Origin of the sequence: Streptomyces sp. NBC_00647 (genome assembly GCF_045207245.1) — a bacterium.
Classification (GTDB): Bacteria; Actinomycetota; Actinomycetes; order Streptomycetales; family Streptomycetaceae; genus Streptomyces.
Window position 1 is genome coordinate 6,434,440 of the sequence record NZ_CP109040.1, and the last position, 21,966, is coordinate 6,456,405.

The 21,966-nt window shown below is 69.2% G+C and carries 20 protein-coding genes; 11 read left to right on the forward strand and 9 right to left on the reverse strand.

Features of this window, described 5'->3' with window-relative positions; genetic code table 11:
* Window positions 1-80: 80 nt before the first annotated feature.
* The 3 genes from OG788_RS28410 (at window position 81) to OG788_RS28420 (ending at window position 3,922) form a co-directional block, all read left to right on the forward strand.
* Complete coding sequence (locus OG788_RS28410; RefSeq protein ID WP_406374295.1) at window positions 81-2,573, forward strand: tetratricopeptide repeat protein; 2,493 nt, start codon at window positions 81-83, stop codon at window positions 2,571-2,573.
* A gap of 83 nt (window positions 2,574-2,656) precedes the next feature.
* Window positions 2,657-3,450, forward strand: a protein-coding gene (locus OG788_RS28415; RefSeq protein WP_406374296.1) for an IS5 family transposase whose coding sequence is annotated in 2 segments (ribosomal slippage) — window positions 2,657-2,972 and window positions 2,972-3,450 — 795 coding nt in all. Because the reading frame shifts where the segments join, the coding sequence is not laid out codon by codon here.
* A 79-nt stretch (window positions 3,451-3,529) separates the two neighbouring features.
* Window positions 3,530-3,922, forward strand: coding sequence for a hypothetical protein (locus tag OG788_RS28420; protein WP_406374297.1), 393 nt, complete (start codon window positions 3,530-3,532; stop codon window positions 3,920-3,922).
* Between the two features lie 355 nt (window positions 3,923-4,277).
* On the opposite strand, the gene msrA is transcribed toward OG788_RS28420, so the two are convergent.
* The gene (gene msrA, locus OG788_RS28425) at window positions 4,278-4,952 is read right to left on the reverse strand and encodes a peptide-methionine (S)-S-oxide reductase MsrA (protein WP_406374298.1); all 675 of its coding nucleotides are present in this window, start codon (window positions 4,950-4,952) and stop codon (window positions 4,278-4,280) included.
* 228 nt (window positions 4,953-5,180) lie between these two features.
* A complete protein-coding gene (locus tag OG788_RS28430; protein WP_406374299.1) occupies window positions 5,181-6,299 on the reverse strand; it encodes a hypothetical protein in 1,119 nt (372 codons plus the stop codon).
* Window positions 6,300-6,599: 300 nt separating this feature from the next.
* On the opposite strand from OG788_RS28430, the gene OG788_RS28435 reads away from it, so the two are divergent.
* Entirely contained in the window at window positions 6,600-7,754 is a 1,155-nt protein-coding gene (locus tag OG788_RS28435; RefSeq protein WP_351541273.1) for a cystathionine gamma-synthase, read from the forward strand.
* A gap of 25 nt (window positions 7,755-7,779) precedes the next feature.
* Here the strand turns inward: OG788_RS28435 and OG788_RS28440 are convergent, their stop codons facing one another.
* The 3 genes from OG788_RS28440 to OG788_RS28450 form a co-directional block, all read right to left on the reverse strand.
* The gene (locus tag OG788_RS28440; RefSeq protein WP_351541270.1) at window positions 7,780-8,028 is read right to left on the reverse strand and encodes a hypothetical protein; all 249 of its coding nucleotides are present in this window, start codon (window positions 8,026-8,028) and stop codon (window positions 7,780-7,782) included.
* Window positions 8,025-8,522: a sigma factor-like helix-turn-helix DNA-binding protein gene (locus OG788_RS28445; protein ID WP_406374300.1), complete on the reverse strand. Its 498-nt coding sequence runs from the start codon at window positions 8,520-8,522 to the stop codon at window positions 8,025-8,027. The genes OG788_RS28440 and OG788_RS28445 overlap by 4 nt, the downstream gene beginning before the upstream one ends.
* Window positions 8,523-8,729: 207 nt before the next feature.
* Window positions 8,730-9,236 (reverse strand): MarR family winged helix-turn-helix transcriptional regulator, encoded by a 507-nt coding sequence (locus OG788_RS28450; protein ID WP_266848293.1) that lies wholly within the window; start codon window positions 9,234-9,236, stop codon window positions 8,730-8,732.
* A gap of 165 nt (window positions 9,237-9,401) precedes the next feature.
* Here OG788_RS28450 and ilvA point away from each other — a divergent pair, with 165 nt between their 5' ends.
* The 3 genes from ilvA to OG788_RS28465 all read left to right on the forward strand — a co-directional run bounded on the left by ilvA (window position 9,402) and on the right by OG788_RS28465 (window position 12,670).
* Window positions 9,402-10,631 carry a threonine ammonia-lyase gene (gene ilvA, locus OG788_RS28455; RefSeq protein WP_266762166.1) on the forward strand — a complete coding sequence of 410 codons (1,230 nt, stop codon included), beginning with the start codon at window positions 9,402-9,404 and terminating at the stop codon, window positions 10,629-10,631.
* A 174-nt stretch (window positions 10,632-10,805) separates the two neighbouring features.
* On the forward strand, window positions 10,806-11,816 hold the full coding sequence (locus OG788_RS28460; RefSeq protein WP_351541260.1) for an ATP-binding cassette domain-containing protein: 1,011 nt from the start codon (window positions 10,806-10,808) through the stop codon (window positions 11,814-11,816).
* Window positions 11,813-12,670, forward strand: a complete 858-nt coding sequence (locus OG788_RS28465) for an ABC transporter permease (RefSeq protein ID WP_356750375.1) — start codon at window positions 11,813-11,815, stop codon at window positions 12,668-12,670. The genes OG788_RS28460 and OG788_RS28465 overlap by 4 nt, the downstream gene beginning before the upstream one ends.
* 125 nt (window positions 12,671-12,795) lie before the next feature.
* Here OG788_RS28465 and greA read toward each other — a convergent pair whose 3' ends face one another.
* Window positions 12,796-13,293, reverse strand: a complete 498-nt coding sequence (gene greA / locus OG788_RS28470; RefSeq protein WP_351541254.1) for a transcription elongation factor GreA — start codon at window positions 13,291-13,293, stop codon at window positions 12,796-12,798.
* 211 nt (window positions 13,294-13,504) lie between these two features.
* Window positions 13,505-13,906 (reverse strand): DUF4307 domain-containing protein, encoded by a 402-nt coding sequence (locus OG788_RS28475; RefSeq protein ID WP_406374301.1) that lies wholly within the window; start codon window positions 13,904-13,906, stop codon window positions 13,505-13,507.
* 152 nt (window positions 13,907-14,058) lie between these two features.
* Between OG788_RS28475 and mca the strand changes: the two genes are divergently transcribed.
* The gene (gene mca, locus OG788_RS28480; RefSeq protein ID WP_356750381.1) at window positions 14,059-14,940 is read left to right on the forward strand and encodes a mycothiol conjugate amidase Mca; all 882 of its coding nucleotides are present in this window, start codon (window positions 14,059-14,061) and stop codon (window positions 14,938-14,940) included.
* Entirely contained in the window at window positions 14,933-15,199 is a 267-nt protein-coding gene (locus OG788_RS28485) for a hypothetical protein (RefSeq protein WP_351541248.1), read from the forward strand. The genes mca and OG788_RS28485 overlap by 8 nt, the downstream gene beginning before the upstream one ends.
* Window positions 15,200-15,394: 195 nt before the next feature.
* Here OG788_RS28485 and OG788_RS28490 read toward each other — a convergent pair whose 3' ends face one another.
* Both OG788_RS28490 and OG788_RS28495 read right to left on the reverse strand, forming a co-directional pair.
* Window positions 15,395-18,589: a tetratricopeptide repeat protein gene (locus OG788_RS28490; RefSeq protein WP_406374302.1), complete on the reverse strand. Its 3,195-nt coding sequence runs from the start codon at window positions 18,587-18,589 to the stop codon at window positions 15,395-15,397.
* A 124-nt stretch (window positions 18,590-18,713) separates the two neighbouring features.
* Window positions 18,714-19,133: a hypothetical protein gene (locus tag OG788_RS28495; RefSeq protein ID WP_406374303.1), complete on the reverse strand. Its 420-nt coding sequence runs from the start codon at window positions 19,131-19,133 to the stop codon at window positions 18,714-18,716.
* A 91-nt stretch (window positions 19,134-19,224) separates the two neighbouring features.
* On the opposite strand from OG788_RS28495, the gene OG788_RS28500 reads away from it, so the two are divergent.
* Together OG788_RS28500 and OG788_RS28505 are read left to right on the forward strand one after the other, a co-directional pair.
* Complete coding sequence (locus OG788_RS28500; protein ID WP_356750389.1) at window positions 19,225-19,809, forward strand: helix-turn-helix domain-containing protein; 585 nt, start codon at window positions 19,225-19,227, stop codon at window positions 19,807-19,809.
* Window positions 19,790-21,826, forward strand: coding sequence for a thioredoxin domain-containing protein (locus OG788_RS28505; RefSeq protein ID WP_406374304.1), 2,037 nt, complete (start codon window positions 19,790-19,792; stop codon window positions 21,824-21,826). Before OG788_RS28500 ends, OG788_RS28505 begins: the two co-directional genes overlap by 20 nt.
* Window positions 21,827-21,966 lie beyond the last annotated feature (140 nt).

Sequence of the window (21,966 nt, forward strand, 5' to 3'; positions counted from 1 at the left end):
GCCGCAGCATTGAGCTAGCGGCTTTCCGGGACAACTTGGCCCGAGATCCTGAACATGACGCGTTCCAGTACCTTTTTCACGTGCATGGCCAGGCTGGTGTGGGGAAGTCGTCGCTGGTAAGGCAATGGGAGATCTTTGCACGCGAACAGGGAGCAGTGACTGCTTATCTTGACGATGACGCGCACAGTGTCATTGAGGCGATGGAATCGATCAGTGTCCAGTTCGCTCGGCAAGGAGTAGCACTCAAGAGGTTTGATAAAAAACTAGCGCTCTATTACCAGCAATGCTATGAGGAAGAAGCGGTCGCCGGCGCGAGGTTAGGTGATGCGGGGGGTAGGGCTCTCGATGCGCCGACTGTCTCCAGCACCGTGGCAGCACAGGTCTCATTGGCTGGACTGGGATTGTTGCCGGGGGTGGGTGCTGTAGCGGGTGCCATCGATCCGCAACAAGTCGCGCGTGGTACAGACCGGTTACGGATCTCAATCAGCGATCGGTTCCGCACCCACAGTGATGCCCAGCTGGTTCTGTCACCATTGCGCACACTGACACCGGTCTTCCTGGCAGATCTGGCTGACGCAGCCGAGCGGCGCCGCTGGATGGTGCTGTTTTTCGATGTCATCGAGCAGACCGGCCCTTTGCTGAACGAGTGGCTGCGTGACGTTCTGATAGCTGATGAGTACGGGGAACTACCCAACAACGTCTTGGCCGTCTTGTCTGGACAGGGCGCTCTCGAAGCCCGTTGCTGGAGAGACCACTTAGACCTCATGGCCGAGGTTCCCCTTGACGTCTTCACCGAAGAGGAGGCCCGGCGGTTGCTGGCCGCACGAGGTGTCGTCAGCGAGGAGGTCGTCCAAGTCGTCCTGCAGTTGACGGGTCGGTTGCCCGTACTGGTCGACACGCTCGCCCAAAATCGTCCCCAGAGTGTCAACGAGATCGATGATCCGTCCGACACTGCTGTCGAGCGGTTCCTGAAATGGATAAGCGACGTGCAGCAGCGGGACATAGCCCGCTCATGCTCCCTACCTCTGCACCTGGACGAAGACATCTATCGCACGATGGCGCTTGAGGCACAAGCTGATCAGTACTCCTGGCTGAGGAACCTGCCCTTTGTTTCCGGCCCGCCCGGCCGTTCCCGCTACCACGATGTGGTTCGTGCCTCCATGATCCGTCTGCATCGCACACAGTCCCCCGCGCGGTGGCGGCAGCAGCAGAACGACCTTGCTGACGTCTATCGCCAGCGCTGCCGAACATGTGAAAGTGCCCTGCCCTTCAACGCTTACTGGGATGACGCTGGGTGGCGGGAAAATAAGCTGCATGAGACGTACCACCGCCTGTGTTCCAACCCCGCTGGGGCTCTACCTGACTCGCTTCACGAGGTGGTCCTTGCCAGCGAGCATGGGGTTGCCGTAGTGCGGCGCTGGGCACAACTGCTGTTACAAGCCGGACATGACGCAGACGGTCCAGCGCTCACGGGCTGGGGACAACGCATCAGCACAGCTTCCGCAGAACCTGATGAGGCCTCCAGCATTATCGCCGTTCTTACCGAGCTGATGAGCGCATCAGAACTTCCCACCGAGGGTCGCGCACTTGCCTACACTCTCCGGGCCAACGAGCGCCGCGCCGCACGACATTACGACGAAGCACTTGATGACTATGCCACAGCTTTGGCTTTGGTCCCTGGCCTGTGTCGTGCCTTTACTGGCATCGGTGAGACCCAACGGTTGGCAGGGCGCTATGAGCAGGCCCTTGCTTCGTTCACCCGCGCCCTTGATATCATCCCGGATGACATCGATAGCATTACCCTTCGTGGATTTACCTATCTCCTTATGGGGCGGAATGAAGAAGCCCTCGCTGACTACAACCGTGCCATTGAGATTGGCCCCGATCGTTCCTGGCCAATCGCCAGCCGCGGGGAGACCTACCGTGTCATGGGGCGCTATAGCGAAGCACTCATCGATCTCACCCACGCCCTCGAACTCAGCCCCAACTACGCTTGGCCCAGGGCAAGTCGCGGTGAGGTCTATTGGCGTCTGGGGCGTTACGACGTCGCCCTCGCCGACCTTGATCGCGCCATCGGGAACAGATCGGACGATGGTTTTCTGTACTTCCGTCGCGGAGACATTTACCGAGCCATGGGCCGGTTCAGTGACGCACTCGCGGACTTTACCCGCGCTCTCGAACTGAACCCCCAAGACGCTTGGATTTTATGCAGACGTGGAGACACCTTTCGAGCCATGGGCCACTATGGCGATGCGCTCACCGATCTTTCCCGCGCCATTGAGCAGAAAACGGAGAATGGCTGGTTTCATTTGAGATACGCCATCGTGCTCCAGTTGCTGGATCGAGCTGAAGCACACCACCATTTGCAACGGGCTGTAGATATTTTCTCCCGGAAGGCATCCGTCTCGGGAGCAGGGATGGTGCATGCACGCGGAAACCTTGTGGTCGTCCACTGCGCCGCTCAGGCATGGGACAAGGCAGATGAAGAGCTCGAGCGTTTCCTGGCGTGCACTCCGAGCACATCACGCATCATTGAAGCGCTCAACGACCTAAATGACCTTCAGAGGTCGTAACACGATCTTGTTGAGGTGCCCTGGTCGGGCGTGACCGATGTGACGATTCGGCCGTTCGGGAGAGTGTGAGTACTCGGCCATGGATGGTGGATGACGACTTGTGGTTGCTGATCGAGCCGCTGCTGCCGCCCTGGCCTGAGCGATCACCGGGGCCGCGGCCGGTGGCGGACCGGCTGTGTCTGCAGGGCATCCTGTACGTCCTCCATAACGACATTGCCTGGCAACTTCTGCCGCTGGAGCTGGGGTTCGGCTCCGGACAGACCTGCTGGCGGCGTCTGGAGCGGTGGCAGCAGGCCGGGGTCTTCGACCGGCTGCACCGCATTCTGCTCGGCGAGCTGAATGCGGCCGGCGAACTCGACTGGTCCAGGGCGTGTGTGGACGGCTCCCACATCCGGGCGAAAAAGGGGGAGCCGACACCGGTCCGTCACCGGTCGACCGGCGGAAGACGGGCAGCAAGCACCACCTGATCTGTGACGGCCGTGGCACCCCGCTCAAGGTCATCATCACCGCTGCCAACGTCAACGACGTCACCCAGACCCTCGCCCTGGTTGACGGCATCCCGCCTGTGGCCGGGCGCCCCGGCCGGCCACGCCGGCGCCCCGATTCGCTGCTCGGCGACAAGGGCTACGACTCCAACCCCCACCGCGAGGAGCTGCGCAAGCGCCGGATCCTGCCGGTCATCTCCCGCAAGGGCGCACCGAACATCAAGGGCCTGGGCAAACTCCGCTACGTCGTGGAGCAGACCTTCGCCCTGCTCCACCAGTTCAAACGCCTCGCCGTCCGCTGGGAACGCCGAACCGAACTCCACGGCGCCTTCGTCTCATTGGCCTGCAGTCTCATCTGCTGGCGACGGCTTCGGAAGCCCAAGAATGACTGACCGGTGTCAGGGCAGGCCAGGCCCCAGCGGGCTGCTTCAGAGCGTTGGTACTCTCCGCATCCAGGGCGAGGTGAGGGAGATGATCGTGGGAGCAGAGCCGTCGAGTCCTCCGAGCCGCTGGTTCAGCGGAATTGGCTTTGGTGTCCTCTTCGGCGGGCTGACCGCAGTGGTGACCATTGCTGCGGTCGGGAGGGCATGGGCTGCTTGTGACATCGGCAGCAGCGCAGGAGCCAACGGCATGACTTTGCTGTTTCTTGCGCCTCTTATATGGATCGCCGCTGCGGTTCCGTGGGTGATCCTGCACAGCACCCTCGGAAGACGTCATCGCAGGACAGTCCTGATGGCAGGGCTCATCTTCACCTTGTGGTTCACCTGGTTCCTTGTCACATGGCTCGGGATGCCGGACTCCTACCCCGCCCCGTTGTGCCCGGGCAACGTCCCACCCTGGTGGCCGAGCTTCATCCCGGCATGACTCAGGCATGGCTTGTGAACGACCTTGGCACCGGCAGCGGCAGCCCACTCAGCAGTGCTCCCGACCAGCCGCTTCACGCCAGCAAGATCGTGTTACGAGCTCTCAAGGAGCTCTGACCCTCAACTCGTCGCGGATGCAGGCCCTTCAAGGACAGCTGAACGCGGTAGCAGGACCGAACGCATGACCGCGCGGCTCAAGCCGGGCAGCCCGGAATGGTCCATGGGGGCGCGTTTGATGTACGCCATCCCACGATCGTTGTCTGTCGGCCTCTTTGTCCTGGACAGGCGCTCATCCTGTGGAGGCGACCACTACCGATGGCCACCTGGGGGTCGTCGTCGCCTCCTGCGAGACCGGCTCAGTCATCTGCCTTGACCACGCCGATTGGGCAGGACACCCCGGTCCCGCCCAGCCCGCAGTACCCGTCCGGGTTTTTGCTGCCCGAGAGGTACTGCTGGTGGTAGCCCTCCGCCGGGTAGAAGGGGCGGGCTTCGGCGGGGAGGATCTCTGTGGTGATCGTGCCGTGGCCGGACCAGGTGAGGACCTTCTGGTAGGCCTCGCGGGAGGTGGTCGCCGCTTCGGCCTGGGCCGGGGTGTGGGTGTGGACGGCGGAGCGGTACTGGGTGCCCACGTCGTTGCCCTGGCGGAAGCCCTGGGTCGGGTTGTGGGACTCCCAGAAGACCTGGAGGAGCCGCTCGTACGTGATCAGCCCGGGGTCGTGGACCACACGGACCACCTCGGTGTGGCCGGTCAGGCCGGAGCAGACCTCTTCGTACGCCGGGTGCTCGGTGAAGCCGCCCTGGTAGCCGACCAGCGTCGTGTACACACCCGCCGGGAGCTGCCAGAACACGCGCTCGGCGCCCCAGAAACAGCCCATGGCGAAATCGGCGATCTCCAGGCCGTCGGGGTAGGGGCCGCGCAGCGGCGTACCGAGGACGGTGTGCCGGTCGGGGAGCGTGAAGATCGGTTCGGGGCGGCCGCGCAGCGCCTGCTCGGCGGTCGGGAGCTGAGGCGTACGGCTGTACAGGAACATGCGCTCTCCACGGGGTGCGAGGACATAGGCACGGGCCTCGGGGCCAGCGGCTCGGGGACACCAGCACACCAGCACACCGGCACCTCCGGGAGACCACGGCCTGGGCCGGGTGCGAGGGGTGGGTTTGGCGTCACCGTCCCAACGCGGTTGTGTGGACCGGCATTCCCAAGGGCGCCCCTCTCACGGTCCGCCGGAGAGGGGCGCCCTACGCGTGCGTTCGTCGCCCGCTCAGTGCGACAGCGTCGCCGGGCTTCCGCCGTTCGCCTCGTAGCCCGCCACCGCCAGGGCGCGGTATATCGCGTAGTCCGCGGCGGGATCGTGGGTCAGGGTCCAGGGCAGGGCGCCGACGTGGCCGTCGACGTGCACCAGCTGGTTCATCGCCTCGGACCAGCGCTCGCCGCGGACGAGGAAGAAGACCAGCAGGTGGCGGACGTGGGCGAGCATCGGGTCGTCGGGGCGGGCCGCGTGGACCGCGTACAGGGCGCCGTGGACGGCCTTGGTCACGACCTCGCTCTGGTAGAAGCTGCGGACCAGGTTGACCTCGGGGAGGTGCTCGAAGACCGCGAAGAGCGGCATCGCCGCGAGGAGGGAGCCCTGCGGTGCGCGTGCCGCCGCGGCCTCCGCGAACGCGTACGCCGTCTCCCGCGAGCCGTGCCACTTCTCGCACCAGTAGTGCAGGGCCGCCAGATGCGCGCCCATGTGGGAGGGCGCGCGGTCCAGGATCTTCAGCCAGAGCTTCTCGAACTCCGGCTGGGAGTAGGTCAGTCCACGGGCCACCGACAGCTCGACGATGTACGGGATCGGGTCACCGGGGGACAGCAGCGCCGCCTCGCCGCACGCGGCCCGTGCCTCCTCCATGATGATCCGGAAGTCGTCGGTCCCCGGCGTCGACGTCCGCCAGGCCTGCTGCACCAGGAACTCGGCGTGGACCGCCGCGCCGCCCGCGTCCTTGGGGGCCTCGGCGCGCCACACCCGCAGCCACTGGCCGCCGGGTGTCTCGCTGACCCCGCCGGGGCGCTGCTGAAGCTCCAGCGACGCCGCTCCCGCGAAAGCCTGGACCCGCTGCCAGCGGGTTTCTCCCTCGATCTCCGTGCCGGCCAGCAGCTGCGAGGCCGCGCGGTAGTCCTGGGTCTGCTGCACCACGTCCAGGACGTTCAGCAGATCCGCGTCCGGGCCCGGCATGCGGATGTCCAGCTCCTCCTGCCGCAGGAACCCGTAGTTCGCCGGGTCCGCGGCGTCAGGGTCCCCGGGCGAGACCAGCTGTACACCGGTGCGCCTGCGCCGGAACACCGGCAGCAGGACCAGGCTGAACATGGCCAGCGCCATCAGGACCCAGAGAATCTCCATGCCTCAAGCGAACCAGACGGGTCCGACAATTGGCCAACCGGTCCCACAACCGGTCCCACGCCGGTCCCACAACCGGTCCCACACCGGTCTCACCCTCGTTCCCACCACGGCCTCGGCATCGGGCGGCCACCGCTCCCACCACGGCCTCGGCGACGGCCCTGTCACCGCTCCCGTACTTCCGTCGCGGCCTCGGCACCGGGCGTCCGACGGGGCCCGCGGCCCGCTCCCGGCGGGGCGGGGCGTCGCCGGGAGCGGGTGTGCGCCGTCATGAACCCCGGGGGAGCACTACGCTCGGGACTCATGAGCGACAGGCACATCAGTCAGCATTTCGAGACACTCGCGATCCACGCGGGCAACACCGCCGATCCCCTCACCGGCGCGGTGGTCCCGCCGATCTACCAGGTCTCGACCTACAAGCAGGACGGCGTCGGCGGGCTGCGCGGCGGTTACGAGTACAGCCGCAGCGCCAATCCCACCAGGACCGCCCTGGAAGAGAACCTCGCCGCCCTGGAGGGCGGTCGCCGGGGCCTCGCGTTCGCGTCCGGACTGGCGGCCGAGGACTGCCTGTTGCGTACGCTGCTGAGCCCCGGCGATCACGTGGTCATCCCGAATGACGCGTACGGCGGTACTTTCCGGCTCTTCGCGAAGGTCGTCTCCCGGTGGGGCGTGGAGTGGTCGGTCGCCGACACCAGCGACCTCGAGTCGGTGCGGGCCGCCCTCACCCCGAAGACGAAGGTCATCTGGGTCGAGACACCGTCCAACCCGCTCCTCGGCATCACGGACATCGCCGCGGTCGCGCAGATCGCGCGCGAGGCGGGCGCCCGGCTCGTCGTCGACAACACCTTCGCGACGCCCTACCTCCAGCAGCCGCTGGCGCTCGGCGCGGACGTCGTCGTGCACTCCCTGACCAAGTACATGGGCGGCCACTCGGACGTCGTGGGCGGCGCCCTGATCACCGGTGACCAGGAACTCGGCGAGGAGCTGGCGTACCACCAGAACGCGATGGGCGCGGTCGCCGGGCCCTTCGACTCCTGGCTGGTGCTGCGCGGGACCAAGACGCTCTCCGTGCGCATGGACCGGCACAGCGAGAACGCGGGCCGGGTCGCCGAGATGCTCACCCGGCACGCGCGCGTGACGCGGGTTCTGTACCCCGGCCTCCCGGAGCACCCCGGTCACGAGATCGCCGCGAAGCAGATGCGGGCGTTCGGCGGCATGGTCTCGTTCCAGGTCGCGGGCGGCGAGGAGGCGGCTGTCGAGGTCTGCAACCGCGCCAAGGTGTTCACCCTCGGTGAGTCGCTGGGCGGTGTGGAGTCGCTGATCGAGCACCCGGGACGCATGACGCACGCCTCGGTGGCCGGTTCGGCGCTGGAGGTTCCCGCCGACCTCGTCCGTATCTCCGTGGGCATCGAGAACATCGACGACCTGCTCGAGGACCTTCAGCAGGCCCTGGGCTAGCGAGAACGGCCGTCCGTCCGGCCGGTCACCAGCCCGTCAGCGGTGGAGTCGTCTCGGACGGCGGCTCCACCCAGGGGCGGGCCATCGTCGCCCAGACGACGAAGGCGACGGCCGCGGCGAGCAGCAGCAGCCACAGCAGCCGCCGGGCCGCCGTCCGGCGGCGCAGCATGCGCCCTCCGCGGCGTACGGCCTCGCCGTACAGGTCGGGCGGCACCGGGGGCGGGGCCTGCTCCAGCATCCGTCGTACCGCCGCCTCGCGGTCCGGCAGGTTCATGACGATGCCACCCCCACCCTGGTGGGCGCCGGGCCGTTCGGCGGGTGCAGCAGCGTCGCCATGGCCCGGGCGCAGATCACCCGGACACGTTCCGTGGGGAGGCCGAGCAGGGCCGCCGTCTGCTCCTCGGCGACTCCCTCGTAGAGCCTGAGGACGAGGACCAGGCGTTCCTGGGGGGTGAGGCGGGCCAGGACGCTGTCCGGGGAGGGGCGCAGCCGCCCGAAGCCGCCGTACTGGTGCCAGGCGGTGCGCTGGAAGCGCACCGCCAGCTGCCGGCGGGCGCTGTCGTAGGGGTCCTCGCCGTGCAGCCGGTCCCAGGAGGCGTACGTATGGGCCAGGGCCAGCGTCAGCAGCTTCCGCGCGCGCGGGTTGGCGTCCCGGGGTTCCGCCGTGAGCAGCGTGGCGGCATGCAGCAGCCGCCCGGCCGCGCCCGCGACGAATGCCTCGAACTCCCGGGCCCGGCGGACGCTTTGGGCCGCACGCCGTTCTCGCACCACGCCTCCCCCCTGAGGGTGACCCTGAGGAACGGGCCCGCGGCCGCGTGCGGCCCGTCGCACCGTGTACGACGAGGACCCGGTCTCATATGAGGCCAGGTGCCGCCTTCCGGTCAAGAGCCCCGCGCACATGCACGCGCGCGGGGAAGGACGTGGGGGGCGCGGAGGCCCGAGGACACCGGGTCCGGCGCGGAGTTCCCGCGTGGTTCAGGAGGCGGGTTCGGACTCCGGCGCCGGCATGCCCTGGGCCGCCTGGCGGGCGGAGAGAGCGCTGTTGAAGCGCGTCAGGAGCGCGCAGAACGCCTCGCGCTCCTCCGGCGCCCATTCGTGTGTCAGCTCGGCCATCAACTGACGCCGGGAGGTACGCACTTCGTCCAGGCGGGACTGGCCGCGCGGGGACAGCTGGAGCACCACGGCGCGCCCGTCCTCGGGGTGCGAGGTGCGCTTGACGAGCCCGGTGTCGACCAGCGGGGCGACCTGCCGGGTGACGGTCGAGGAGTCGATCCCCATGCTCGCCGCGAGCGCCTTGACGCCCATCGGGCCTTCCTTGTCCAGGCGGTTGAGCAGCAGGTACGCGGCACGGTCCATGGAGTTGCGCACCTGCCCCACCCCGCCGAGCCGGGTCTGTTCCGCACGGCGCGCGAAGACCGCGACCTCGTGCTGAAGGGCTTCGAGAAGACCGGTGTCACCGACGGTCGTCATGTCCATCGACATTTCTGGTGTTGTGGGCATGGCCGGGGGCTCAATTCATGCGTGGGGAGCTGGGTTGGGGGACAGGTTACGCGGCCGGGGCGCGGGCCGTACCGGCGCTGCGCAAACCTGGTCTCGGAGCGTGGTCACCACGGGAGTGCGCCCGCGTGAACTGCGAGACTGGTGGTCATGAGCTACAGCACGGCTGACTCCTTTCCCAGCGTGACACTCGACGACGTACGCGGCGCGCAGAAGATGCTCACGGGTGTGTCGCGGGTGACCGCGATGGAGGGCAGCAGGTACCTGTCCCAGCTGGTGGGCGCGCCGGTGCAGTTCAAGTGCGAGAACCTGCAGCGGACCGGATCGTTCAAGCTGCGCGGGGCGTACGTGCGGATCGCGGGCCTGCTTCCGGAGGAGCGCGCCGCGGGTGTCGTCGCCGCGAGCGCCGGCAACCACGCGCAGGGTGTCGCGCTCGCTTCCTCGCTGCTCGGTGTGCGGTCGACCGTGTTCATGCCGACCGGAGCCCCGCTGCCGAAGGTCGCGGCCACCCGTGACTACGGCGCCGAGGTGAGGCTGCACGGGCAGGTGGTCGACGAGACCCTGGCCGCCGCGCAGGAGTACGCGGCGAGGACGGGCGCGGTGTTCATCCACCCCTTCGACCACCCCGACATCATCGCGGGCCAGGGCACGGTCGGTCTGGAGATCCTGGAGCAGTGCCCCGAGGTGCGCACGATCGTGCTGGGGGTCGGCGGCGGCGGGCTGGCGGCGGGCGTCGCCCTCGCGGTGAAGGCGCTGCGTCCGGACGTACGGATCATCGGGGTGCAGGCGGAGGGCGCGGCGGCGTACCCGCCCTCGCTGGCGGCCGGACGGCCGGTGGCGATCGAGAACCCGGCCACGATGGCCGACGGCATCAAGGTCGGCCGCCCCGGCGACGTGCCGTTCCGCCTCGTCGAGGAACTGGTCGACGAGGTCCGTACGGTCTCCGAGAACAACCTCTCCAGCGCGCTGCTGCTGTGCCTGGAGCGCGCCAAGCTGGTTGTCGAGCCGGCCGGAGCGAGCTCCGTCGCGGCGCTGCTGCGCGCTCCCGGGACCTTCGAGGGCCCGGTGGTGGCGCTGCTGTCGGGCGGCAACGTGGATCCGCTGCTGATGCAGCGCATCCTGCGGCACGGCATGGCGGCGGGCGGCCGCTACCTGGCGGTCACCCTGCGGCTCACCGACCGGCCCGGCGCCCTGGCCACACTCCTCGGGGTGTTGTCAGTGGCGGACGCTAACGTCCTCGATGTGAGCCACGTACGGACCGATCCACGGCTCGGGCTCACGGAGGTGGAGGTCGAGCTGCACCTGGAGACGAAGGGGCCCGAGCACTGCGCCGAGGTGAATCTGGCGCTGCGCGAGGCGGGGTACACGGTCATCGGCTGAGGTCGGGGCCGTCGTCACAGTCCCGGTCGTCCCGGGCAGGGAAATTTCCATTGAGCGACGCGATGCATCGCGTTAGGGTGTGCGCGTCCCGGTCGGCGCCCGAGTGGGGTCGAACCGGAAAAAAATGCTCATTGCGTAAAAAACCGAAAATCCCCAACGACGTGGAGAACTCACATGCCGGGCGCCATCTACGCCGAAGGCCTGGTGAAGACCTTCGGTGACGTAAGGGCTCTGGACGGCGTCGACCTCGATGTTCCGGAAGGCACCGTGCTCGGTCTGCTCGGGCCGAACGGCGCGGGCAAGACGACCGCGGTCCGCTGTCTCACCACCCTGCTCCGCCCCGACAGCGGCAAGGCCGTCGTCGCGGGCATCGACGTGCTCAAGGACCCCGACGCGGTACGGCGCAGGGTCGGCCTCTCCGGGCAGTTCGCGGCGGTCGACGAATACCTGACCGGCCGCGAGAACCTTCAGATGGTCGGTCAGCTCTACCAGATGAAGGCGAAGGCCGCGAAGGTCCGCGCGGGCGAGCTCCTGGAGCAGTTCAACCTCTCCGACGCCGCCGACCGCACCGCGAAGACGTACTCGGGCGGTATGCGCCGGCGCCTCGACCTGGCGGCGGCCCTGGTCGTGTCACCCCCGGTGATGTTCATGGACGAGCCGACGACCGGCCTCGACCCGCGCAACCGCCAGCAGCTGTGGGACGTCATCAAGCAGCTGGTCTCCGGCGGTACGACGCTGCTGCTGACCACCCAGTACCTCGAAGAGGCCGACCACCTCGCGCACGACATCTGCGTGGTCGACCACGGCCGGGTCATCGCCCGCGGCACCGCCGACGAGCTCAAGGCGCAGACCGGCGGCGAGCGCGTCGAGGTCGTCGTGCACGAGCGCGAGCACATCGAGACCGCCTCCGAGGTGCTGCGCGGTTTCGGAAAGGGCGAGACCACGGTCGAGGAGCACACCCGCAAGCTCACCGTGCCCGTCACCGGCGGCGCGAAGCTCCTCGCGGAGGTCATCCGCGAGCTGGACACCCGGGGCATCGAGATCGACGACATCGGCCTGCGCCGCCCCACCCTCGACGACGTCTTCCTCTCCCTCACCGGCCACGTGGCCGAGGAGAAGGCCGAGGAGGACGGCAGGCCGGCGGACGCCCGGACCGGCAAGAGCAAGAAGGAGGCCGTCAAGTGAGCGCCGTCAGCGACGCCGTGCCGGTCACGGCGCCCTCGAACCCGATCAGCCAGTCGATCCGGGATTCCCTGGTCATCGCCAAGCGGAACCTGATCAGGATGTCCCGCATCCCCGAGATGGTGATCTTCGGGCTGATCCAGCCGATCATGTTCGTGGTGCTGTTCACGTACGTCTTCGGCGGATCCATGAAGATCGGCGGCAGCACCAGCGCTGAGGCGTACACCAACTTCCTCATGGCGGGCATCTTCGCCCAGACCGTCACCTTCGCCACCGCGGGCGCCGGCGCGGGCATCGCCGACGACATGCACAAGGGCCTCATCGACCGCTTCCGGTCGCTGCCCATGGCGCGCGGAGCGGTGCTCACCGGCCGCACCCTGGCCGACCTCGTGCAGACCGCGCTGACCCTGCTCGTCCTCGCGATCGTCGCCCTGATGGTCGGCTGGCGGGTCGGCACGACCGGCAGCACCGACGCGTTCCGCGTCCTCGGAGCCTTCGGGCTGCTGCTCCTGCTGGGATACGCGTTCACCTGGATCGGCGCGCTCATCGGCCTGTCCGTGCGGACGCCCGAGGCGGCCACCTCCGGCGGGCTGATCTGGCTCTTCCCGGTCACGTTCATCTCGAACGCGTTCGTGGACACCGCCAACATGACGCCCTGGCTGCGGCACGTCGCGGACTGGAACCCGTTCAGCGCCACCGTGCAGGCCTGCCGTGTGCTGTTCGCCAACCCCGGGGTGTCGGACTCCGAGGCCTGGCCCATGCGGCACTCGATCTGGGCCTCGGTGATCTACTCCGTCCTGATCGTGCTGATCTTCCGGACGCTCGCGGTCCGCAAGTACCGCTCGGCGACGGCGTGACGCGGACACGGCTGCGGACACGGCTGCGGACACGGCCGCGGAGACGGACGCAGATGTAGACGCGGACACATGACGATGCCCCCGGCCTGTGGCCGGGGGCATCGTCGTCGTCGCTGGTCCTGGGCTCAGCCCTGGTACGGCACGGCCTTGAGGATCTTCACGGAGGCGAGCTTGCCGTTCGGCAGCTCGTACCGGGCGTCCTCGCCGACCTTCTTGCCGTTCACGCCGGAGCCCAGCGGGGACTGCGGAGAGTACGTCTCGATGTCGGAGTTCGCGTACTCCCGCGAGCCGAGCAGGAAGTCCAGGGTGTCGTCCTCGTCGCCGTCGAAGGCGATGGTGACGACCATGCCCGGTGCGACCACGCCGTCCGCCGCGGGAGCCTCGCCGACCTTGGCGTTCTCCAGGAGCTGGGTCAGCTGGCGCACACGGAGCTCCTGCTTGCCCTGCTCTTCCTTGGCCGCGTGGTACCCGCCGTTCTCGCGCAGGTCGCCCTCCTCGCGCGCGGCCGCGATCTTGGCGGCGATCTCCGTGCGCGCAGGACCAGACAGGTACTCCAGCTCGGCCCTGAGCTGGTTGTACGCCTCCTGGGTCAGCCAGGTGACGTTCTCGCTGGTCTGGGTCACAGGTGCTCCTCGTAGGTACTGGGAATACAAAGCATCGCCCTACCCAGAAGCATGTTCTCTCACGGGTGGGCGAAACCACGAGCCTAACAATTCAGCGGCTCGGAGGGGAGGACATAAGACATCAGAATTACATCAATGCAGGTCAGTCACGGGTTGCCGAGAGTGATCCCGACCGGTGTCGATGCCGTCGGACGCGGGTGGGCGCTGTCGCTCAGCCCGAGTGACAGCCGAGGAGTTCCGCCGTGGAGCCCCGGGCCGTCGTACGCAGGGTAACCACCTGGTCGACGCGTGAGGAGTCCTGGTCGAAGCGGAAGTCGGCGCGGCCCACCTCGACGCCGTCGGCGCTCTGCGAACGCAGCGTGCAGTAGCCGCTCGTCCCCGCGTCCTTGCGCACTTCCAGGTGCGCCTCGACCGCGCTGTCCGAGACCGGCTTGAAGCTGATCACCTGGGCGCTGATCTCGGTCCCGCCGATGTAGTCGTAGCCGAACCAGCCGACCACGGCGATGAGCGCGACGCCCAGGACACCACCGATGATCTTGAGCTTCCGGTCGGCGCGCTCGTCCGCGGAGCGGCCGTACCGGCCCTCGGGCAGCTGCGTGCTCGCCGTGCTCATGATCGTCCTCTCGGCTGAGGTCCGTGAGGGAGGACCCCGGAATTATTCGCCCCCCGATTCCGTCACTATAGAAGCCGCCCACAGCGCGGATTCACGCCGGGCGCCGACAGCCGACTTACTCAGGCGACAGCCGACTGACCGAGGATTGAGTCTTGACTGACCAGCTGCGACTGATGGCCGTGCACGCCCACCCCGACGACGAGTCGAGCAAGGGCGCGGCCACCATGGCGAAGTACGTGTCCGAGGGGGTGGACGTGCTGGTCGTGACCTGCACGGGCGGGGAGCGCGGCTCCATCCTCAATCCCAAGCTTCAGGGCGACAAGTACATCGAGGAGCACATCCACGAGGTACGCAAGAAGGAGATGGACGAGGCCCGCGAGATCCTCGGCGTCAAGCAGGAGTGGCTCGGCTTCGTCGACTCGGGCCTGCCCGAGGGCGACCCGCTGCCGCCGCTCCCCGAGGGCTGTTTCGCCCTGGAGGACGTCGACAAGGCGGCCGGTGAGCTGGTCAAGCAGATCCGCTCGTTCCGCCCGCAGGTGATCACCACGTACGACGAGAACGGTGGTTACCCGCACCCCGACCACATCATGACCCACAAGATCTCGATGGTGGCGTTCGAGGGCGCGACGGACACCGAGAAGTACCCGGAGTCGGAATTCGGTCCCGCGTTCGAGCCGCAGAAGCTCTACTACAACCAGGGCTTCAACCGCCCGCGCACCGAGGCGCTGCACAACGCCCTCCTGGACCGCGGCCTGGAGTCTCCGTACGGGGACTGGCTGAAGCGCTGGAGCGAGTTCGAGCGCACCGAGCGCACGCTGACCACGCATGTTCCGTGCGCGGACTTCTTCCAGATCCGTGACAAGGCGCTGATCGCGCACGCCACGCAGATCGACCCCGACGGCGGCTGGTTCAAGGTCCCCATGGACATCCAGCGGGAGGTCTGGCCGACCGAGGAGTACGAGCTCGCCAAGTCCCTCGTCGATACCTCCCTCCCCGAGGACGACCTCTTTGCGGGCATCCGCGACAATGCCTGACATGAGCGCAAGCCTGGCACTGACGCACCTCGTCCCCCTGGCCAAGGAGGTCGACGAGAACAAGGTCACCCCCGGCGTCCTCGGCTTCATCGTCTTCGCGGTGATGGCCCTGGCCGTCTGGGGCCTGATGAAGTCCATGAACCGCCACATGGGCAAGGTCACCTTCGAGCAGGACCCCGAGGACAAGGCGGCGGGTTCCGCCGGAGCTGAGCGGACCGGCTCCGGCTCCGGTGGGAAGGCCGCACCCGCGAAGGGCTGAGCGCGCGCCCGCGGGGGCATCGGCCCCCGCGGGAGCTTCGGCCGTGGCCCCTGCGAGACCTCCGGCCGTGGCCGGCCTCCGTGAGAGATACGGCAGTGGCCCGCCCTGCGGGACCCTCACCCGTGGTCGGCCCCTCCGGTGATTCCGGCCGTGGCCGGCGCTGCGGCGTGAGCGGCCCCGCTGCCCCCACCGGCCTCACGCCACCACCGGCACGCCCATCACATCGCGGGCGTGGCGTCCCGGCACCATGCCCAGGCGCCAGGCCTGCCACCCGGCGTCCAGGTCCACTCCCCGCTCCAGCAGCAGCTGATACGCCTCGATGAAGTCGTCGAGCCTGCCGTCGCGGGTCGAATGACCGGTGCGCGAGAGCTGCGACAGTTCCTCCTGGGCCACCGCGGCGCCCACCTCGTAACCACCCGGGGCCGCGTACGGGAGCAGGGTGCAACGCAGGAAACGCGCCCAGTCCTCCCCACGCCGGTCGCCGTACGAGGCGAACAGCCCGGCGGCCTCGTCGCACAGGGACAGAGCCTGCTGCGTACGGGCGTTTCCCGCGTCGACCACGGCGAGCTCCAGACACGTCCACGCCTCGCCGTGGGCCACCCCGATGCGCTGGAAGTCCGCGCGGGCGTCCACGAGGAGCTGACGGGCGAAGCCCGAATTCCTCAGCGAGCCCGTCTGCGCGGCGCGCTGGTCGCGGGTCACGCGGGCCGAGTGATGGCGGGCACAGGCCAGGCCGTAGACGTCCCGCATGCGGGAGAACATCGTCCGGGAGCGCTCCAGCTCGCGCACCGCCTGGTTCAGATTGCCGGTCTCCTCCAGCGCCTGCCCCAGGTAGTAGACCGTCCAGGCCTCGCCGCGCGCGTCCTCGTTCTCACGGTGCCGGGAGGACGCCTGGCGCAGCCCGTCGACCGCCGAGGACGGGTCGCCCTCGACGAGCCGGGCGCGGGCCAGCTGGGTGAGCGCCCACGCCTCGCCTCGGGCGTCGCGCGTACGGCCGTACAGGTCGAGTGCCTCGCGCAGCTCACGCTCGGCACGCGGCACGTCGCCCATCCGCAGACCCAGCTGACCGAGCTGGAAGTGGGCCCAGGCCTCGCCGTGCACCGAGCCGCTCTCGCGGTGCAGGACCAGCGACCGGGTGAGGAGGTCGAGGGCATGGGCGAGCCGGGACCTGTCGCGCTCGACCGCCGCCAGCGCGTGCATCGTCCAGGCGCGGTCGGCCGCCAGCTCGGGAGACGCCTGGAGGTCCATCGCCTCCTGGAGCTTCGCCGCGGCCTCGACGAGGTTGCCCTGATGGTGCAGCGTGATGCCGAGGGAGCAGAGCGCCCTGGCCGCCCCCGCGTCGTGGTGGGCCTCGAAGTAGAGGTCCACCACCGAGGCCAGGGTCGTCCGCGCTTTGTCCAGCTCGCCCAGCTGTCGGGCCGCGATGCCGGTACGCCACTGCACCGAGCGGACGAGGAGGCCCTGGTCGACGGCCTGCGTCAACTCGCTGATCTCGCCCAGGCGGTAGAGGTCGCCGCGCAGCAGGCAGTAGTCGCACAGAGCGCCCAGGAGGTGCAGCACCGCCGCCTGGTTCACCCCCTCCGCGTGCCGCAGGGCCGCCGTGATGAAGCTCGACTCGTCGTCCAGCCAGCGGAGCGCCGCGTCCAGGGAGGTGAAGCCGTGCGGTCCGAACTGGTCGGCGCGTGTCGACGTCTTGCCGTCCACCAGACGGATCACCGAGTCGGCGAGCTCCGCGTAGTTCACGATCAGGCGTTCCTGCGCGGCTGTGCGCTCCGAGGGCTCCTCCTCGTCGAGGAGGCGGGCCGCGGCGAAGGCCCGCACGAGATCGTGCAGGCGGTAGCGGCTGCCGCGCACGTGGTCGATCAGGCCCGCCCGGGAGAGCGCGGTCAGATGACGGACGGCCTCGGGCTCGTCCGTCGCGAGCAGGGACGCCGCCGCGGCCGCGCCGAGCGAGGCACGGCCGGCCAGCGCCAGCCGGCGCAGCAGCCGGCGTGCCGTGTCCGACTGGTCCGTGTAGCGCAGCCACAGCACCCGCTCCACGGGTTCCACCGGGCCGTACGCCGCGAGGTCGGTGGCCAGCTGACGGGGGGTGCGGGGGCCGAGCGAGGAGCCCGCGACGCGCAGGGCCAGCGGCAGGCCGCCGCACAACTCCCGTACCTGGTCGGCGGATTCGGCGTCGTACGGGCCGGACGTGTCCTGTGCCGCCGCGGTGAGCAGCTCCTCGGAACCCGCCGGGTCCAGCGCCTCGACGGGGAGCTGGTGCACCCAGGCGGGGAGGTCGGCGGGCAGTTCGAGGGGCTTCCGCGCGGTGACCAGGACCAGGCTCTCCGAGCGCTCGGGGACCAGGGTGCGCACCTGCTCGACGTCGCTCGCGTCCTCCAGCACGATCGTCACCGGCAGGCCCGTCAGATGCTGGTGGTACAGCTCGCTCAACCGTCTGACCTGCTGATCCTGCGAGGAGCGCTCACGGAAGAGGAGCTGCTCGCGGGGGGCGCCGAGCCGGTTCAGCAGATGGAGCAGCGCGTCACGGGTGGTGAGCGGCGGGTCGTCAGGGCTGTCGCCGCGGAGGTCCACCACGCACGCGCCGCGGAACTGGTCCTTGAGCGCGTGCGCCGCCCGGATCGCGAGCGTACTGCGGCCTGAGCCGGGCGCGCCGTGCAGCACCACGACCGTCGGCTTCGTCTCCGTGCTCGCCCGAGCCGCGTGCACCCACTGCGCCACCCGCGCCAGCTCGGCTCTCCGCCCGGTGAACGGGCCGTCCGGCTCGGGCAGTTGACCGAAGGACTGCTCGAGGACACTGCGCCGGCGGGCCGCCGCGCTCTTGTCGGTGCGCCGCAGCTGGGGCGCACCCTGCTTGGCGCCGGTGGAGGCGTTGAGGACGCGCTGCTGGTCGAGGAACGGACGGATGCCCCGCACTTCCAGGGCCGTCAGCCACTGCAGACGCAGTTGCTCGTGGCCGCCGGGCTGCCCCAGGGCGCCGGCCCGGCGGCTCGCGGCGGGCACGTGCGAGGCCGTCACCTTCAGAACGGTGGCCGCGGCGCCCGCCACGGCCACCGTCGCGCCGGTGCCGACGGCCGTGCCCGCGCCGGTACCGAGGGCCAGGTCGGCGACGACGGCCGCGAGGGCGCCGACGGCCGCCACCAGCAAGGGAGTTCCGGCGCCCTCGCGCGCATAGCGCTGCCCGAAGGTCTGCCGGCCCTCCTCCGACGCGTCCAGGGCCCGGGTGTACGCCGTGTATTCCTCGGCGGCCGTCTCCGCCATCGCGTCGAGCGCGGCCCGCGCCCGCGACAGCATCACACCGCCGTCCACCCGCCCTCCGGAGCGACGCACCTCCTCCTCGACGGCCCGGGCCAACAGCCGCTCGGCCTCCGCCCGATGGCTGTCCCGCATGTCACGTCCCCCTCCGGCAGCAACTCCTTGGCCTATGAGTGTCCTTCGGGGAGGACGCGAACGCGAGAGGGCCGACGATCATTGCCGTCGGTCACGTCCGCCGGCCGGCCCGGAGCCCGCGCTTTCAGAGGCACGGGGGCCCGTCCTGTACTTCGCGCGGGGCGCGCCCCTTGGAGAGGGCGAGGAAGACACAGGCGCAGGCGAGCGCGGCCTCCGCCACCGCGCAGGCCAGGGCCTGGACGAGAGGGGCGCCCGGCTGCGCGGTGGTTATGTCGAACCAGGCGTCGAGCACCGCGACTGCGGCCGTCGCCGAAGCGGTCAGCCGGGCGTGCGGATCGCCGCGCAGCCCCAGCACGGCGGTGGCCGCGCAGCCCGCCGCCATCAGCACGTCGAGTCCCACCCAGGCCACCTGCCAGTTCCGCACCTCGGTGCTCGCCGGGAGCGTACGCACGAGGAGCACCATCCATGGCACGAGCGCCACGGCGGTGACGCCGAGCAGCACGAGAGCCCAGTTGCCTTGCATGACAGCACGATTCGTCCGCATGCCTCCACGATAGGATCACAGAGGAAATTCTGCAAAGAAAATTCTGCAGAATTTGTTCTGCAGGTTGGCGGGCCGGGGATACCGTGGTCGTATGCCCGACCCCGAGCTGACCAGCCTCGAACGCACCGCCCTGTACAAGTCCCTCGGCAACCCGCTGCGCCGCCGCATCCTCGACTACCTCGGCCGGCACGGCGAGGCGAACTCGACCGTGCTCGCCAGGGAACTCGGCGAGAGCTCCGGCACGACCAGCTATCACCTGCGCAAGCTGGCGGACCAGCGCCTCATCGAGGAGATCGCGGAGAAGTCGGGCGGCCGTGAACGCTGGTGGCGGGCGCTGCCGTTCCGTCACACCACGCCCGATCCGGCCACGATGACCCCCGAGGAGTTCGCCGCCGTCGAGGGCGTGGCGCGCCTGAAGATCGAGATGGACACCGGGCTGTACCTCCGGGCCCACAAGGAGTACGCGGGTCCCGAGGGGTGGGCCCAGGTCCAGCGAGCCGGCAACTGGATGACCAAGGACGAACTCCTGGACTTCGTACAGGAATACCGGGCGCTCCTCGACCGGTACGGCCACCCTCGTGAAGATGCCCCCGAAGGGGCACGCCCGGTGCATCTGCGCTTCTTCGCCGTCCCGGACGCCGTGGGAGAGTGGAAGGGTGAACCGACTGGCCCATGAGACGTCCCCGTATCTGCTCCAGCACGCCGACAACCCCGTCCAGTGGTGGCCCTGGTCGACCGAGGCCTTCGACGAGGCCCGGGCGAGCAACAGACCCGTTCTGCTGAGCGTCGGGTACAGCAGTTGCCACTGGTGCCACGTCATGGCGCACGAATCCTTCGAGGACGACGCGACAGCCGCGTATCTGAACGAGCACTTCGTCAGCATCAAGGTCGACCGGGAGGAGCGCCCCGACGTCGACGCCGTCTACATGGAGGCGGTGCAGGCGGCGACCGGTCAGGGTGGCTGGCCGATGACCGTGTTCCTCACCCCGGATGCCGAGCCCTTCTACTTCGGGACCTATTTCCCGCCCGAGCCCCGTCACGGCATGCCGTCCTTCCGGCAGGTGCTGGAGGGCGTGTCCGGCGCCTGGACCGACCGGCGGGACGAGGTCGCCGAGGTCGCGGGGAAGATCACGCGGGATCTGGCCGAGCGGGAGATGTCCTTCGGGGACAGTCAGGTGCCGGGCGAGGAGGAACTGGCCGGAGCGCTGCTCGGGCTCACCCGGGAGTACGACGCCGCGCGCGGCGGTTTCGGCGGAGCGCCCAAGTTCCCGCCGTCCATGGTGATCGAGTTCCTGCTGCGCCACCACGCGCGGACCGGCTCCGAGGGCGCGCTGCAGATGGCGGTCGACACCTGTGAGCGGATGGCGCGCGGTGGCCTCTACGACCAGCTCGGCGGCGGCTTCGCCCGGTACTCCGTCGACCGCGAGTGGGTAGTCCCGCATTTCGAAAAAATGCTCTATGACAACGCCCTGCTCTGCCGCGTCTACGCCCATCTCTGGCGTTCCACCGGATCCGAACTCGCCCGGCGGGTCGCTCTGGAGACCGCCGACTTCATGGTGCGCGAACTCCGCACCAACGAGGGCGGGTTCGCCTCCGCTCTCGACGCGGACAGTGACGACGGCACCGGCCGGCATGTCGAGGGCGCGTACTACGTGTGGACGCCCGCGCAGTTGCGTGAGGTGCTCGGGGACGCGGACGCCGAGCTCGCCGCCCGGTACTTCGGGGTCACCGAGGAGGGCACCTTCGAGGAAGGTGCCTCCGTGCTCCAACTGCCGCAGCAGGACGGGTTCGTCGACGCGGAGAAGGTCGCCTCCGTACGGGAGCGGCTGCTCGCGGCACGGGCCGGGCGGCCCGCGCCCGGACGCGACGACAAGGTGGTCGCCGCCTGGAACGGGCTCGCGGTGGCCGCCCTCGCGGAGACGGGCGCCTATTTCGACCGCCCCGATCTGGTGGAGGCCGCGATCGGCGCCGCCGACCTCCTCGTACGGCTGCACATGGACGACCGGGCGCGGCTGGCCCGTACCAGCAAGGACGGCCGGGCCGGTGCCCACGCCGGGGTGCTGGAGGACTACGCGGACGTCGCCGAGGGCTTCCTCGCGCTGGCCTCCGTCACCGGGGAAGGGGTCTGGCTGGAATTCGCCGGGTTCCTGCTCGACCACGTCCTGGCACAGTTCACGGACGCGGAGTCGGGTGCGCTGTACGACACGGCGGCCGACGCCGAGCGGTTGATCCGCCGTCCGCAGGACCCCACCGACAACGCCACGCCCTCGGGGTGGAGCGCGGCGGCCGGAGCGCTGCTGTCGTACGGCGCGCAGACCGGTGCGGAGCCTCATCGCACCGCCGCGGAAAGGGCGTTGGGTGTCGTGAAGGCGCTGGGGCCGCGGGCTCCCCGCTTCATCGGGTGGGGGCTCGCGGTGGCCGAGGCGCTGCTCGACGGTCCGCGGGAGGTCGCGGTGGTGGGGGAGGGGAGTGATCCGGCCACAACGGCCTTGCGGCGCGCGGCCCTTCTGGGGACCGCGCCGGGTGCCGTCGTGGCGGTGGGGGCGCCGGAGAGTGACGAGCTGCCGCTGCTTTCCGGCCGACCTCTGGTGGACGGCAAGCCGGCCGCGTACGTCTGCCGTAACTTCGCGTGCGACGCCCCGACGACCGATCCCGACCGACTTCGCACGGCTCTGAACGGCCGAAACGCGTGACTACCAACCGGTTCAAACGCCCCTAGAGCCCTGATTGTTCAGCAAGTCGACCGAGTGTGATGAAACACGCTCTTCACCAGAAGATTCTTTGTGCTTCACAGATCACCCATAGTCTCTGCACGGGGTCGCGACAGGTGTAA

Excerpts from the sequence above, each read along its gene's own strand:
- OG788_RS28435 (WP_351541273.1), top strand. The coding sequence starts at position 6,600 with ATGAGCGACAGGCACATCAGTCAGCATTTCGAGACACTCGCGATCCAC.
- OG788_RS28440 (WP_351541270.1), bottom strand. The coding sequence starts at position 8,028 with ATGAACCTGCCGGACCGCGAGGCGGCGGTACGACGGATGCTGGAGCAG.
- OG788_RS28500 (WP_356750389.1), top strand. The coding sequence starts at position 19,225 with ATGCCCGACCCCGAGCTGACCAGCCTCGAACGCACCGCCCTGTACAAG.
- ilvA (WP_266762166.1), top strand. The coding sequence starts at position 9,402 with ATGAGCTACAGCACGGCTGACTCCTTTCCCAGCGTGACACTCGACGAC.
- OG788_RS28495 (WP_406374303.1), bottom strand. The coding sequence starts at position 19,133 with ATGCGGACGAATCGTGCTGTCATGCAAGGCAACTGGGCTCTCGTGCTG.
- OG788_RS28430 (WP_406374299.1), bottom strand. The coding sequence starts at position 6,299 with ATGGAGATTCTCTGGGTCCTGATGGCGCTGGCCATGTTCAGCCTGGTC.
- OG788_RS28450 (WP_266848293.1), bottom strand. The coding sequence starts at position 9,236 with ATGTCGATGGACATGACGACCGTCGGTGACACCGGTCTTCTCGAAGCC.
- msrA (WP_406374298.1), bottom strand. The coding sequence starts at position 4,952 with ATGTTCCTGTACAGCCGTACGCCTCAGCTCCCGACCGCCGAGCAGGCG.
- OG788_RS28490 (WP_406374302.1), bottom strand. The coding sequence starts at position 18,589 with ATGCGGGACAGCCATCGGGCGGAGGCCGAGCGGCTGTTGGCCCGGGCC.
- OG788_RS28485 (WP_351541248.1), top strand. The coding sequence starts at position 14,933 with ATGCCTGACATGAGCGCAAGCCTGGCACTGACGCACCTCGTCCCCCTG.
- OG788_RS28475 (WP_406374301.1), bottom strand. The coding sequence starts at position 13,906 with ATGAGCACGGCGAGCACGCAGCTGCCCGAGGGCCGGTACGGCCGCTCC.
- OG788_RS28420 (WP_406374297.1), top strand. The coding sequence starts at position 3,530 with ATGATCGTGGGAGCAGAGCCGTCGAGTCCTCCGAGCCGCTGGTTCAGC.
- OG788_RS28460 (WP_351541260.1), top strand. The coding sequence starts at position 10,806 with ATGCCGGGCGCCATCTACGCCGAAGGCCTGGTGAAGACCTTCGGTGAC.